Source organism: Pseudomonas sp. FG47, assembly GCF_057809115.1.
The window spans coordinates 1-13459 of sequence record NZ_JBMDJI010000047.1; the positions used below are offsets into that span (position 1 = coordinate 1).

Here is a 13459-nt window from a genome sequence, read left to right on the forward strand (position 1 = left end):
CACGACCTTGCCAAGGTCGGGGTCGCGAGTTCGAGTCTCGTTTCCCGCTCCAAATCGAAAACGCCACTTCGTTAGAAGTGGCGTTTTTTTTTCGCCTCGATTTTACTGGCTACAGCGCAAGGGCGGGGCAGGCCCCGCCCATCAAGCCTCAGTGCTGGGTGCCGGTGTCCGGCTGGCTCAGCAATTGCTTTTCCAGGTTCCAGTCGAATGGTTCGTCGTTCTGCTGCGCTTCGTAGCGGCGCTCTTCCAGGGTCTGGTACAGGTTCAGCTCTTCGTCCGGCATGAAGTGCAGGCAGTCGCCGCCGAAGAACCATAGCAGGTCACGGGGTACCAGGTGGGCGATCTGTGGGTAGCGCTGGATCACCTGGCAGATCAGGTCCTGACCCAGGTACTGGCTTTGCAGTGGATCCTGCGGCAGCAGGGTCAGTAGCTCGTCGAAGCGCTCGAGGAACAGGGCGTGGCTTTCCTCCGGTACCTGTTCGGCCTCACCCAGCGCGGCCAGGATGGTGCGCAGGTGGTGCAGCAACTGCAGGTGGTATTGCAGGTGGGGATTGGCCATGGGGCGGTCCTCGGGATGGTTGAAACGGGCGCGGAGTATACGCCGGTTTTACCTGGGCTGGCAGCGGCGCCGGCTATGCCGACCCGCTGCCACAACTCAAGACCTGCCCCGCGATCATCAGCGGATGATGCCTTGCGCGCCAGCCAGTTGCGCCTTGTCGAACGCGTCTACATCGATCACCACTCGGCGTGCCCGCTCGGCGGCGTGCAGGCGTTGGCCCTCGTCGGCCTGCAACACGCCAGCGGCTACCGCCGCGTCGATCGGCGATTGTCCCGCTGCTGCGCGCACCTTGCCTTCCTTGACCGCCTGATGCAGCACCTTGTGCAGCGAGGCCGCGTCGTCCAGCAAATCGCTGGCCCGTTGCAGTGCCGCCACCGGGTCGCCGTCGGCCTGTGGGCGGAAGCAGCCGGTGAGCAGTTCCTCCAGCGCCGGATCGCCCTGGCGTCGACCGATCAGCTCGGCCACCTCGGCATCCAGGGCGTCGCTCGGGCCGGTGTGACGGCGACCGAACGGGAACACCAGCACACGCAGGGCGCAGCCGATGAAACGGTTGGGGAAATTGTCGAGCAGCGCGGCGAGGGCATTCTCTGCCTGGCCCAGGCTTTCCTCCAGGGCCCAGCGCAGCAGCGGGCGCATGTGCTCGGGCGAGCCGAGGTCGTGGTAGCGCTTGAGCGCGGCGCTGGCCAGGTACAGGTAGCTGAGCACGTCGCCCAGGCGTGCGCTGAGGCGCTCACGGCGCTTGAGCGTGCCGCCCAGCAGCATCATCGACAGGTCGGCCAGCAGGGCGAAGGCCGCCGCCTGGCGGTTCAGGGCGCGGAAATAGCCCTGGCTCAGGGCATCGCCCGGCACCTTCTCGAAATGCCCCAGGCCCAGGCCCAGCACCAAGGTGCTGGCGGCGTTGCCGGCGGCGAACAGGATGTGCTGCAGCAGCAGGCCGTCGAACTCCTTGAGCGCCTGGTCGCGGTCCTCGCGCCCGGCCAGGGCCATTTCCTTGAGCACGAACGGGTGGCAGCGGATAGCGCCCTGGCCGAAGATCATCAGGTTGCGCGAGAGGATGTTCGCGCCCTCGACGGTGATGAAGATCGGCGCTCCTTGCCAGTTGCGCCCCAGGTAGTTGTTCGGGCCCATGATGATGCCCTTGCCACCGTGCACGTCCATGGCGTGCTGGATGCATTCACGACCACGCTCGGTGAGGTGGTACTTGAGGATCGCCGACAGCACCGAAGGCTTTTCGCCCAAGTCCACCGCGTTGGCGGTGAGCAGGCGCGCGCTGTCCATCAGCCAGGCGTTGCCGCCGATGCGCGCCAGGGATTCCTGGATGCCCTCGAAGGCTGCCAGCGGCACGTTGAACTGCTCGCGGATGCGCGCGTACTGGCCTGTGACCAGGCTGGTGTACTTGGCCGCGCCAGTGCCCACGGCCGGCAGCGAGATCGAACGGCCCACCGACAGGCAGTTCATCAGCATCATCCAGCCCTTGCCAAGCATGGCCTGGCCGCCGATCAGCAGGTCCAGCGGCACGAACACGTCCTTGCCGCTGTTGGGGCCGTTCATGAACGCCGCGCCCAGCGGCAGGTGGCGCTTGCCGATCTCGACGCCGGGGGTGTCGGTGGGGATCAGCGCCAGGCTGATGCCCAGGTCTTCCTGGTCGCCCAGCAGGTGGTCCGGGTCGTAGGCCTTGAAGGCCAGGCCGAGCAGGGTGGCGACTGGGCCGAGGGTGATGTAGCGTTTTTCCCAGTTCAGGCGCAGGCCGATGACCTCCGCACCCTGCCACTGGCCCTTGCAGACGATGCCGGTGTCGGGCATGGCGCCTGCGTCGGAGCCGGCCAGCGGGCCGGTGAGGGCGAAGCAGGGGATCTCTTCGCCGCGGGCCAGGCGCGGCAGGTAGTGGTTGCGCTGTTGATCGGTGCCGTAATGCAGCAGCAGCTCGGCCGGGCCCAGGGAATTGGGCACCATCACCGTGGAGGCCAGGTCGCCGCTGCGGGTGGCCAGCTTCATTGCCACCTGGGAGTGGGCATAGGCCGAGAAGCCTTTGCCGCCGTATTCCTTGGGGATGATCAGGGCGAAAAAGCCGTGCTGCTTGATGAAATCCCAGGCGCTGCCTGGCAGGTCGAGGTCCTGGCCGATCTGCCAGTCGCTGACCATGGCGCAGAGCTGCTCGGTGGGGCCGTCGATGAATGCCTGTTCTTCCTCGGTGAGCTTGGCGGCGGGGTAATCGAGCAGGGTGTTCCAGGCTGGGCGGCCGCTGAACAGTTGGCCGTCCCACCAGACCGTGCCGGCGTCGATGGCTTCGCGTTCGGTCTGCGACATTGGCGGCAGGGTGCGCTGGAACCAGCCGAACACGGGGCCGCTGAAGACCTGGCGGCGCAGATCGGGCAGGGCGAAGAAGGCCACCTTGACGGCGATCACCAGCCAGATCAGCGCCAGCAGCCAGCCGGGCGCACTGCTGAAGATGCCCATGAGCAGGGTGTAGGCGGCCATTGCCGCGAGGATCTGCAGCGGCGCCAGGCGCCGGTGCGTGAGATACGCGGCGCCGAGCACCAGCACCACCAACCACAACAGCAACATAATCCTTCCTCCTTGGAAGCGGGGGCGTATGGCCAACCCACAGAGCTTAGACGCACCGCAGCGGATGGCCTGCCTAGGAAGTGACAGGACGGGGCGCTGGGAGTTCGTTCGGTGACTGTCGATGGATCCGGGGGCTGCGCAGCAGCCCCCCGGTTTCACTGGCACCCTCTGCCGCGTGGAGTAGACTGTCCGACTTCCCGCATTCCATTAAGGACGTTGCCATGCTGAAGATCTGGGGCCGCAAGAACTCGAGCAATGTGCGCAAGGCGCTGTGGATCGCCCACGAACTGGGCCTGAACTTCCAAGCCATCGACGCCGGCGGCGCCTTTGGCGTGGTCAACGACCCCGACTACCGTGCCCGCAACCCTAACGGCCTGGTGCCCATGCTCGAAGATGGCGACCTGGTGCTGTGGGAGTCCAACGCCATCGTGCGCTACCTGTGCGCCGAGTACGGTGCAGAGCAGGGCTGGTACCTCGACGACCCGCGCCAGCGCGCGGTGGCCGACAAGTGGATGGACTGGACCACCTCGTCCCTCGCCGGCCCGTTCCGCCCGCTGTTCTGGGGCCTGCTGCGCACCCCTGAAGAGCAGCGCGACTGGGTGGCGATCAATGCCGCGCACAAGCAGTGCGCCGAGCTGCTGAGCATCGCCGACGCCGCCTTGGCCAAGCAGCCGTACCTGTCCGGCGAGCAGATTGGCATGGGCGACATCCCCCTGGGCAGCTTCATCTACGCCTGGTTCGAAATGCCCATTGAGCGCCCAGCCATGTACCACCTCGAGGCCTGGTATGAGCGCCTGAAACAGCGCCCCGCCTACCAGGCGGCGGTGATGACCGCGCTGACCTGAGGGTGCTTCGATAGTCATTATCAATAGATGTGACTGTACTTGTGCGGCCAGCCCTTGCACCATGGCCGCACGCACTGCGCCAGTGACTTTGCCTGGCGTGTCCTGAACCTTTTTATCGGTACCTGACCCGCTATGAGTTCCGCCCTGTCCATCCGACAGCTGACCAAGACCTACGGCAACGGTTTCCAGGCCCTCAAGGGCATCGACCTGGACGTCTCCGAAGGCGACTTCTTCGCCTTGCTCGGCCCCAACGGCGCGGGCAAATCCACCACCATCGGCATCCTCTCGACCCTGGTGAACAAGACCAGCGGCACGGTCAACGTGTTCGGCCACGACCTGGACCGCGAGCCCGCGGCGCTCAAGCGCTGCCTGGGCGTGGTGCCCCAGGAGTTCAATTTCAACCAGTTCGAGAAGACCTTCGACATCGTCGTGACCCAGGCCGGCTACTACGGCATCCCGCCCAAGCTGGCCAAGGAGCGCGCCGAACAGTACCTGACCCAACTCGGCCTGTGGGACAAGCGCGACGTGCAGTCGCGGTCGTTGTCCGGCGGCATGAAGCGCCGGCTGATGATTGCCCGGGCGCTGATTCACGAGCCGCGCCTGCTGATCCTCGACGAGCCGACCGCCGGGGTGGACATCGAGCTGCGCCGTTCGATGTGGAGCTTCCTCACCGAGCTCAACCAGAAGGGCATCACCATCATCCTCACCACCCATTACCTCGAAGAGGCCGAGCAGCTGTGCCGCAACATCGGCATCATCGACCACGGCACCATCGTCGAGAACACCAGCATGCGCCAGCTGCTGGGCAAGCTGCATGTCGAGACCTTCGTGCTCGACCTCAAGCACGACCTGCCCGCCGCCCCTGAGCTGCAAGGCTATCCATGCCGGTTGATCACCCCGCACACCCTCGAGGTACAGGTCGACAAGGACATCGGCATCACCGCGTTGTTCGGCCAGTTGGCATTGAAGAACATCGAAGTGCAGAGCCTGCGCAACAAGACCAATAGACTCGAGGAGCTGTTCGTGTCCCTGGTGGAAAAGAACCTGTCGAAGGTGGCCGTATGAGTGTGGAACTGCGCACCAACTGGGTCGCCCTGAACACCATCGTCTACCGCGAAGTGCGCCGCTTCCTGCGCATCTGGCCACAGACCCTGCTACCGCCGGCGATCACCATGGTCCTGTACTTCGTGATCTTCGGTAACCTGATCGGCCGGCAGATCGGCGACATGGGCGGCTTTACCTACATGGAGTACATCGTGCCGGGGCTGATCATGATGTCGGTGATCACCAACTCCTATGGCAACGTGGTGTCGAGCTTCTTCGGCAGCAAATTCCAGCGCTCCATCGAGGAACTGATGGTCTCGCCGGTGTCGCCGCACACCATCCTCGTCGGCTATGTGCTGGGTGGCGTGCTGCGTGGGTTGGCGGTGGGGGTGATCGTGACCATCCTGTCGATGTTCTTCACCCACTTGCAGGTGCATCACCTGGGGGTGACTGTCGTCGTGGTGTTGCTGACCGCGACCATCTTCTCGCTGCTGGGCTTCGTCAACGCCGTGTTCGCGCGTAACTTCGACGATATATCGATCATCCCGACCTTCGTGCTGACGCCGCTGACCTACCTGGGCGGGGTGTTCTACTCGATCAACCTGCTACCGCCGTTCTGGCAGACCGTGTCGCTGGCCAACCCGGTACTGCACATGGTCAACTCGTTCCGCTACGGCATTCTAGGGGTGTCGGATATCAGCATTGGCACCGCGATCAGCTTCATGCTGGTGGCTACTGCCGTGCTCTATGCGCTGTGCGTGCGCCTGCTGGTCAGCGGCCGTGGCATGCGCGCCTGAGCCCTGGGCGGCCGAGCAGCGACACTGGCGCCGGCGCCATTGCCGGCCCACCCACCAGCGCCAGTAGAGCATGGTGGTGAAGTAGGCCAGCACGCCGAGCACCACCCCACACACCACCGAGCCCAGCAGGAACGGTTGCCAGATCGTCGCCAGCTGGTCGGTGACCCAGTCGACGGTGATCTCCTCCGGCAGGGTGCGCGGCGGCACCTGCATCAGCCAGGCGCCGGTCATGTAGGTCACGAAGAACACCGGTGGCATGGTCAGCGGGTTGGTCAGCCACACCAGGCTCACCGCGATGGGCAGGTTGCCACGTACCGGGATGGCCAGCGCGGCGGCCAGCAGCATCTGGATGGGGATGGGGATAAGCGCGGCGAACAGGCCGACGCCCATGGCCCGCGCCACCGAATGTCGATTCAGGTGCCAGAGGTTGGGGTCGTGCAGCAGCGTGCCGAAAAAGCGTAAGGACTTGTGTTCCCGGATGCTGGTCGGGTCCGGCATGTAGCGTTTGAACAGACGGCGCGGCATGTGGGCTCCCGGCGGGGTTGAAGGGCGTCAGTATGCCTTGATTGAAGCGCAGCCTCGTTCAGAGTTTGTGACAATTGATTAGCAGGATTTCCCTGCCAATCGACTAAGCCTCAGGGGCGTTTTTTGCTTCTGGAGCTCTATCTCATGCGCACAGGGATGCTGGCGTTCACCCTCGGGCTGTTGAGCCTGGGTTTTCTCCCGGCGTTGCCGCCGGACGGATGGTTGTGGCCCTTGCTGGTGCTGGCCCTGGCGTGCCTGCGCAGCCGGGGCAGGGTGCTGGGCTGGTGGCTGCTGGGGCTGTGCTGGGCGTGCTGGTCGGCGCAGCAGGCGCTGGATGCGCGCCTGGCTCCGGCACTGGAGGGGCGCACCCTGTGGCTGCAAGGGCAAGTGGTGGGGTTGCCGACGCGTACCGAGCGGGGTGTGCGTTTCGAGCTGGAACAGCCCAGCTCGCGCCGGGCGGCCTTGCCGCAGCGTCTGCAATTGAGCTGGTTTGCCGGCCCTGAGTTGCGCGCTGGCCAGCGCTGGCGCCTGGCAGTCAACCTGCGCCGGCCCGCAGGCCTGCTCAACCCCCATGGCCCGGACCGCGAAGCCCTGCTGCTGGCGCGGCGTATCGGCGCCACCGGCACGGTCAAGGCGGGCGAGCGCCTGGACGCGGCGCCGCCCGGTTGGCGCGATGCCTTGCGTGAGCGGGTGCTGGCGGTGGATGCCCATGGACGCGAGGCGGCGCTGGTGGCGTTGCTGCTGGGCGATGGCGGTGGCATGGCGCGCCAGGACTGGCAGGTCTTGCAAGCCACCGGCAGCGTGCATCTGTTGGTGATTTCCGGGCAACACATCGGGTTGCTGGCCGGCCTGGTGTATGGCCTGGTGGCGGGGCTGGCACGCCTGGGTGCCTGGCCCTCGCGTCTGCCCTGGCTGCCTTGGGCCTGTGCCTTGGCGCTGGCTGCGGCGCTGGGCTACGGCTGGCTGGCCGGGTTCGGTGTGCCGGTGCAGCGCGCCTGCCTGATGCTGGCGGTGGTGCTGCTCTGGCGCCTGCGCTTTCGCCACCTTGGCGCGGGGTTGCCATTGTTGCTGGCGCTGCTGGGGGTGTTGCTGGTCGAACCGCTGGCCAGCTTGCTGCCCGGCTTCTGGCTGTCGTTCGCGGCGGTGGCGGTGCTGGTGCTGTGTTTTTCGGCGCGTTTGGGCGCCTGGCGCCCCTGGCAGGCCTGGACCCGCGCCCAGTGGGTAATCGCCGTGGGGCTGCTGCCGTTGCTGCTGGCCCTGGGGCTGCCGATCAGCCTGACGGCGCCGCTGGCCAACCTGCTGGCGGTGCCGTGGATCAGCCTGGCGGTATTGCCGCTGGCCCTGCTGGGCAGCGCGTTGCTGTGGCTGCCTGGGCTGGGGGAGGGGCTGTTGTGGTTGGCCGGGCTGGCCCTGGATGGCTTGTTCCGTTGCCTGGCGTGGGGCGCGCGGCAGGTGCCCGCCTGGGTGCCCGAGCCGTTGCCGCTGTGGGCCTGGTTGTTGGTCGCGTTGGGCGCGCTGTTGGTCCTGCTGCCCCGTGGCGTGCCCCTGCGCATGCCGGGTGTGGTGCTGTTGCTGGCGTTGTGGGCGCCGCGCGAGCAGGTGCCCCATGGCCAGGTGCAGGTGTGGCAACTGGATGTGGGCCAGGGGCTGGCGGTGCTGCTGCGCACCCGCCAGCACGCCCTGTTGTATGACGCCGGGCCGGCCCTGGGCGACAGCGACCTGGGTGACAGCGTGGTGCTGCCGACCTTGCGGCGGTTGGGGGTGAAGCAGTTGGACCTGATGCTGATCAGTCATGGTCACGCCGATCATGCCGGCGGGGCCGCGGCGGTGAGGCGGGGCCTGCCGGTCAAGCGGGTGATGGTGGGTGAGGTCGCCGGGCTGGAGCCGGCGCAGCGCTGCGCCAGTGGCCAGCGCTGGCAATGGGATGGCGTCGATTTCGAGCTATGGCAGTGGGCGCAGGGGGGGGCGAGCAATGATCGATCTTGTGTGCTACGGGTGGTGGCCAATGGCGAGCGCCTGTTGTTGGCGGGCGACATGGAGGCCGGGGCGGAGCGGGCCTGGCTGGCGGCTGGCGGGGACCTGCGCATCGACTGGTTGCAGGCGCCGCACCATGGCAGCCGTACGTCGTCCACGGCACCGTTCATCACGGCGCTGGCACCGCGTGGGGTGTTGATCTCGCGGGGGCGCAGCAATGGTTTCGGGCATCCGCATCCGCAGGTGCTCGAGCGCTATCGGCGGCACGGGGTCAGCATCCATGACACGGCGCTGGAGGGGGCGTTGCGGTTGATGCTGGGTAGCCAGGGTGGGGTGCAGGGGGTGCGCAAGGAGCGGCGGTTCTGGCGTGAGGTTGACGAGGGCTGAGCCGACGCGATTATCCGGGCCGACCTTTTCCCTGACCTCCGGCAGATGAGCGCCCCGCGTGCCTATGGTAGAGTGGCGGCCTTTTTCCGAGGGGATGCTTACTGTGTGGGAATTGGTCAAGTCTGGTGGCTGGATGATGCTGCCGATCATCCTGAGCTCGATCGCCGCCATGGCGATCGTCGTCGAGCGCCTGTGGACCCTGCGCGCCAGCCGTGTCACCCCGCCGCACCTGCTCGGGCAGGTATGGATGTGGATCAAGGACAAGCAACTGACCAGTGACAAGCTCAAGGCCTTGCGCGCCGATTCGCCGCTGGGCGAGATCCTCGCCGCGGGCCTGGCCAACTCGCGCCATGGCCGCGAAATCATGAAAGAGTGCATCGAAGAGGCTGCCTCGCGGGTCATCCACGAGCTCGAGCGCTACATCAGCACCCTCGGCACTATCGCCGCCATGGCTCCGTTGCTGGGTTTGCTGGGCACAGTGCTGGGCATGATCGACATCTTCAGCGCCTTCATGGGTTCGCAGATGACCGCCAACGCGGCGGTGCTGGCCGGGGGTATTTCCAAGGCCCTGGTAACCACCGCGGCCGGCCTGATGGTCGGTATCCCGGCGGTGTTCTTCCACCGCTTCCTGCTGCGTCGCATCGACGAGCTGGTGGTGGGCATGGAGCAGGAGGCGATCAAGCTGGTGGAAGTGCTGCAGGGCGATCGTGAAGTGGAAGTGGCCGGGGGCAAGGCGTGAAGTTCCGGCGCAATCGTCAGCGCGAGAACGTCGATATCAACCTGGCGTCGTTGATCGACGTGGTGTTCGTGCTGCTGCTGTTCTTCGTGGTCACCACCACCTTCACCCGCGAGACCCAGTTGCGCGTCGAGCTGCCCGAGGCCAGCAGCGCCGTGGCGGCGCAGCCCGATGACGGCAAGCTGATCGAGATCACCATCAGTGCCGAAGGTGTGTACTCGGTGAACAACCACCTGCTGCCCAAGAGCGACCTGGCGACCCTGACCGAGGCGATCGAGAAGGAGTCCGCTGGCGACATCACCCTGCCGCTGGCGATCAGCGCCGATGGCAAGACCCCGCACCAGGCCGTGGTCACCGCAATGGATGCGGCCGGCAAGCTCGGCTTCAGCAAGTTGCGCATGACCACCGTCGAGGCCGCGCAGGGTAACCCCTGATGGCCTTCGCCGACCGTCTGCTTGCCGCCTGGTATGCCGGGCACCCGGCACTGGCCCTGCTGCGCCCGCTGGAGGCCCTGTACCGGCGGGTGGTGACGCGCAAGCGCGCGCGTTTCCTCAGTGGCCAGAGCGCCAGCTATCGCGCCCCTGTGCCGGTGATCGTGGTGGGCAACATCACCGTGGGCGGCACCGGCAAGACGCCGATGATCCTCTGGCTGATCGAGCACTGCCGCCGGCAGGGGCTCAAGGTTGGCGTGGTCAGCCGTGGCTATGGGGCCAAGCCACCCCAGTACCCTTGGCGCGTCAGCGCCGATCAGCCGGCTGGGCAGGCCGGTGACGAACCCTTGCTGATCGTTCAGCGCAGCGGTGTGCCGCTGATGATCGACCCAGACCGCTCTCGCGCGGTGCAGGCGTTGCTGGCCAGCGATGCGCCGGACCTGATCCTGTGCGACGACGGCATGCAGCATTACCGCCTGGCCCGCGACCTGGAACTGGTGTTGATCGATGCCGCCCGTGGCCTGGGCAACCGCCGCTGCCTGCCGGCCGGCCCTCTGCGCGAACCCGCCGAGCGCCTGGGCGCGGCGGACGCGGTGCTGTTCAATGGCGCCGAGGCCGACCGCGAGGACGGTTTCGCCCTGCGCCTGCAGCCCTCGGCGCTGATCAACCTGCGCAGCGGCGAGCGCCGCGACTTCGACCTGTTCCCCGCCGGCCAGGCGCTGCACGCCGTGGCCGGCATCGGCAACCCGCAACGTTTCTTCAACACCCTGCTGGGGCTAAACTGGCAGCCGGTGCCGCACCCCTTCGCCGACCACGCGCCGTACAGCCGCGAGGTGCTGTCGTTCAGCCCCTCGCTGCCGTTGGTGATGACCGAGAAGGATGCGGTGAAATGCCGGCCTTTCGCCGCTGAAGACTGGTGGTACCTGGCCGTGGATGCGGTGCCGTCACCGGCGTTTCGCGCCTGGTTCGACGCCCAGCTCGACCGCCTGTTGCCTGGCCGTCCCCGGCCCTGAGCCTTTTTCATTTTCCGGCCACTGGCCTCAAGGAAACCTCCATGGACACCAAACTGCTCGATATCCTGGCCTGCCCGATCACCAAGGGCCCGCTCAAGCTCAGCGCCGACAAGACCGAGCTGATCAGCAAGGGCGCGGGCCTGGCCTACCCGATCCGCGACGGCATCCCGGTGATGCTGGAGAGCGAGGCGCGCACCCTGACCGACGACGAGCGCCTGGACAAATGAGCCTGGCCTTCACCGTGGTGATCCCCGCCCGGCTGCGCTCCACGCGGCTGCCGGGCAAGCCATTGCTGCCGATCGCCGGCAAGCCGATGGTCCAGCATGTGTGGGAACAAGCGCGCAAGAGCGGTGCCGCGCGGGTGGTCATCGCCACTGACGATGCCGGCATCGTCGAGGCCTGCCAGGCGTTCGGCGCCGAAGTGCTGCTGACTCGCGCCGACCATGAGTCGGGCACCGACCGCCTGGCCGAAGTGGCCACCCAACTGGGCTTGGCCGCCGATGCCATCATCGTCAATGTGCAGGGCGACGAGCCGCTGATTCCGCCGGTGATCATCGACCAGGTAGCGGCCAACCTCGCCGCGCACCCCGAGGCCGGCATCGCCACCCTGGCCGAGCCGATCCACGCTCCGGAAACCATCTTCAACCCCAATGCAGTGAAGGTCGTGAGCGATAAGCACGGCCTGGCCCTGACCTTCAGTCGCGCCCCGCTGCCTTGGGCCCGCGATGCCTTCGCCGAGGACCGCGAGCGCATGCCACAGGATGTGCCGTACCGTCGTCATATCGGCATGTACGCCTACCGTGTGGGCTTCCTCCAGGACTTCGTCGCCTGGGGCCCGTGCTGGCTGGAGCAGACCGAGTCGCTGGAGCAGCTGCGTGCCCTGTGGCATGGCGTGCGCATCCACGTTGCCGATGCCATCGAGGCCCCGGCCGTGGGCGTGGACACCCCTGAAGACCTGGAGCGCGTACGGCGCTTGCTGGAGGCTTGATGCGCGTCCTGTTCGTCTGCCTCGGCAATATCTGCCGTTCGCCCACTGCCGAGGGCGTGCTACGCCATCAGTTGCAGGCTGCCGGGCTGGCTGAAGTGGTGCACGTGGCCTCGGCCGGCACCGGCGACTGGCACGTGGGCAAGGCCCCTGACAGCCGTACGTGCAAGACTGCGCTGGCGCGTGGCTACGACCTCTCGCGCCAGCGCGCGCAGCAGGTCAAGGCGGCGCATTTCAACGAGTACGACCTGATCCTGGCCATGGACAAGAGCAACCTCGGTAACCTGCAGGCCCTGCGCCCGCATGCGGCCAGTGGCGAGCTCGACCTGTTCCTGCGCCGCTACGGCGCGGCCCTGGACGAAGTGCCAGACCCTTACTACGGCGGCGCCGAGGGCTTCGAGCAGGTGCTTGACCTGATCGAGGCGGCCTGCCGCGAGCTGGTCGTGGAAATCAAGGGGCGGCTATGACGGCGCATTGGCAAGAGCGGGTGTCGCTCAAGCCCTACAACACCTTTGGCATCGATGTCAGTGCCCGCTATTTCACCCAGGCCCATGACGACGACGAGGCCCGTGATGCGTTGGCCCAGGCCGCCGAGCGGCAGGTGCCGGTGCTGGTGATCGGCGGCGGCAGCAACCTGTTGCTGTCTCGCGATGTCGAGGCCCTGGTGCTGCACATGGCCAGCCGGGGTCGACGCTTGCTCAGCGACGATGGCGAGCGCGTGGTGGTGGAGGCCGAGGCCGGCGAGCCGTGGCATCCGTTCGTGCAGTGGAGCCTTGCGCAAGGCTTGTGCGGGCTGGAGAACCTCAGCCTGATCCCCGGCACGGTGGGCGCCGCGCCGATGCAGAACGTCGGTGCCTATGGCGTGGAGATCAAGGACGTGTTCGCCGGGTTGACCGCGCTGGACCGGCAGACCGGTGAGCTGCGCGATTTTTCCCTGGAAGCGTGCGCCTTTGGCTACCGCGATAGCGTGTTCAAGCGCAATCCTGGACGCTGGCTGATCCTGCGCGTGCGTTTTGCCCTCAGCCGTTCGCTGCATGCCCATCTGGACTATGGTCCGGTGCGCCAGCGTTTGTTGGAGCAGGGTGTCGAGCAACCGACGGCCAAGGCGATCAGCGAGGCGATCTGCAGCATCCGCCGGGAAAAACTGCCGGACCCGGCCGAGCTGGGCAATGCCGGAAGCTTCTTCAAGAATCCGGTGGTGTCGGCGGCGCTGGTTGAGCGGATTCGTGCGCAGTATCCGAGCGTGGTGGCTTACCCACAGGCCGATGGCCAGGTGAAGCTGGCGGCCGGCTGGCTGATCGAGCAGGCGGGGTGGAAAGGCTATCGCGATGGCGATGCCGGCGTGCACCGTTTGCAGTCGCTGGTGCTGGTCAATTATGGCCAGGCGAGCGGGGCGCAGTTGCATGGGCTGGCGCAGCGTATCCAGGCGGATATCCTCGAGCGGTTCGGGGTAGCGCTGGAGATGGAACCGAACCTGTACTGACCAGTGCCAGCACCGCGTGGGCTGGTAGGCCGGCAAGGCCGGCTGCTGCAGGGTGGGGTGATTTGAGGTAGGAGCCAGCCTTGCTGGCGAGCCAGGCCAAAGATGTAGTTGATAC

General features: G+C 66.6%; 14 protein-coding genes. 11 read left to right on the forward strand and 3 right to left on the reverse strand.

Annotation, left to right across the window (positions count from 1 at the left end):
• Positions 1-148 precede the first annotated feature (148 nt).
• Both ACODS5_RS22420 and ACODS5_RS22425 read right to left on the reverse strand, forming a co-directional pair.
• Complete coding sequence (locus ACODS5_RS22420) at positions 149-559, reverse strand: PA2817 family protein (RefSeq protein ID WP_134693094.1); 411 nt, start codon at positions 557-559, stop codon at positions 149-151.
• Positions 560-676: 117 nt separating this feature from the next.
• Positions 677-3124, reverse strand: a complete 2448-nt coding sequence (locus ACODS5_RS22425; RefSeq protein ID WP_489109686.1) for an acyl-CoA dehydrogenase — start codon at positions 3122-3124, stop codon at positions 677-679.
• Positions 3125-3345: 221 nt separating this feature from the next.
• Here ACODS5_RS22425 and ACODS5_RS22430 point away from each other — a divergent pair, with 221 nt between their 5' ends.
• From ACODS5_RS22430 to ACODS5_RS22440, 3 genes are all read left to right on the forward strand, one after another.
• On the forward strand, positions 3346-3969 hold the full coding sequence (locus ACODS5_RS22430) for a glutathione S-transferase (RefSeq protein WP_134693096.1): 624 nt from the start codon (positions 3346-3348) through the stop codon (positions 3967-3969).
• A 132-nt stretch (positions 3970-4101) separates the two neighbouring features.
• Positions 4102-5034 carry an ABC transporter ATP-binding protein gene (locus tag ACODS5_RS22435; protein ID WP_489109687.1) on the forward strand — a complete coding sequence of 311 codons (933 nt, stop codon included), beginning with the start codon at positions 4102-4104 and terminating at the stop codon, positions 5032-5034.
• A complete protein-coding gene (locus ACODS5_RS22440) occupies positions 5031-5810 on the forward strand; it encodes an ABC transporter permease (protein ID WP_134693098.1) in 780 nt (259 codons plus the stop codon). Before ACODS5_RS22435 ends, ACODS5_RS22440 begins: the two co-directional genes overlap by 4 nt.
• On the opposite strand, the gene ACODS5_RS22445 is transcribed toward ACODS5_RS22440, so the two are convergent.
• Positions 5694-6335 carry a DUF2062 domain-containing protein gene (locus tag ACODS5_RS22445; protein WP_489109688.1) on the reverse strand — a complete coding sequence of 214 codons (642 nt, stop codon included), beginning with the start codon at positions 6333-6335 and terminating at the stop codon, positions 5694-5696. The genes ACODS5_RS22440 and ACODS5_RS22445 overlap by 117 nt on opposite strands.
• A 144-nt stretch (positions 6336-6479) precedes the next feature.
• Here ACODS5_RS22445 and ACODS5_RS22450 point away from each other — a divergent pair, with 144 nt between their 5' ends.
• The 8 genes from ACODS5_RS22450 to murB all read left to right on the forward strand — a co-directional run bounded on the left by ACODS5_RS22450 (position 6480) and on the right by murB (position 13344).
• The gene (locus tag ACODS5_RS22450; protein ID WP_489109689.1) at positions 6480-8696 is read left to right on the forward strand and encodes a DNA internalization-related competence protein ComEC/Rec2; all 2217 of its coding nucleotides are present in this window, start codon (positions 6480-6482) and stop codon (positions 8694-8696) included.
• A gap of 103 nt (positions 8697-8799) precedes the next feature.
• A complete protein-coding gene (locus ACODS5_RS22455) occupies positions 8800-9435 on the forward strand; it encodes a MotA/TolQ/ExbB proton channel family protein (protein ID WP_028690976.1) in 636 nt (211 codons plus the stop codon).
• Positions 9432-9866 (forward strand): ExbD/TolR family protein, encoded by a 435-nt coding sequence (locus ACODS5_RS22460; RefSeq protein WP_134693101.1) that lies wholly within the window; start codon positions 9432-9434, stop codon positions 9864-9866. The genes ACODS5_RS22455 and ACODS5_RS22460 overlap by 4 nt, the downstream gene beginning before the upstream one ends.
• A complete protein-coding gene (lpxK, locus tag ACODS5_RS22465; protein ID WP_489109690.1) occupies positions 9866-10876 on the forward strand; it encodes a tetraacyldisaccharide 4'-kinase in 1011 nt (336 codons plus the stop codon). The genes ACODS5_RS22460 and lpxK overlap by 1 nt, the downstream gene beginning before the upstream one ends.
• Before the next feature lie 41 nt (positions 10877-10917).
• A complete protein-coding gene (locus ACODS5_RS22470; RefSeq protein WP_003247142.1) occupies positions 10918-11103 on the forward strand; it encodes a Trm112 family protein in 186 nt (61 codons plus the stop codon).
• A complete protein-coding gene (gene kdsB / locus ACODS5_RS22475; protein WP_489109691.1) occupies positions 11100-11864 on the forward strand; it encodes a 3-deoxy-manno-octulosonate cytidylyltransferase in 765 nt (254 codons plus the stop codon). The genes ACODS5_RS22470 and kdsB overlap by 4 nt, the downstream gene beginning before the upstream one ends.
• Positions 11864-12328: a low molecular weight protein-tyrosine-phosphatase gene (locus ACODS5_RS22480; protein WP_489109692.1), complete on the forward strand. Its 465-nt coding sequence runs from the start codon at positions 11864-11866 to the stop codon at positions 12326-12328. Before kdsB ends, ACODS5_RS22480 begins: the two co-directional genes overlap by 1 nt.
• On the forward strand, positions 12325-13344 hold the full coding sequence (murB, locus tag ACODS5_RS22485; RefSeq protein WP_134693105.1) for a UDP-N-acetylmuramate dehydrogenase: 1020 nt from the start codon (positions 12325-12327) through the stop codon (positions 13342-13344). Before ACODS5_RS22480 ends, murB begins: the two co-directional genes overlap by 4 nt.
• Positions 13345-13459 lie beyond the last annotated feature (115 nt).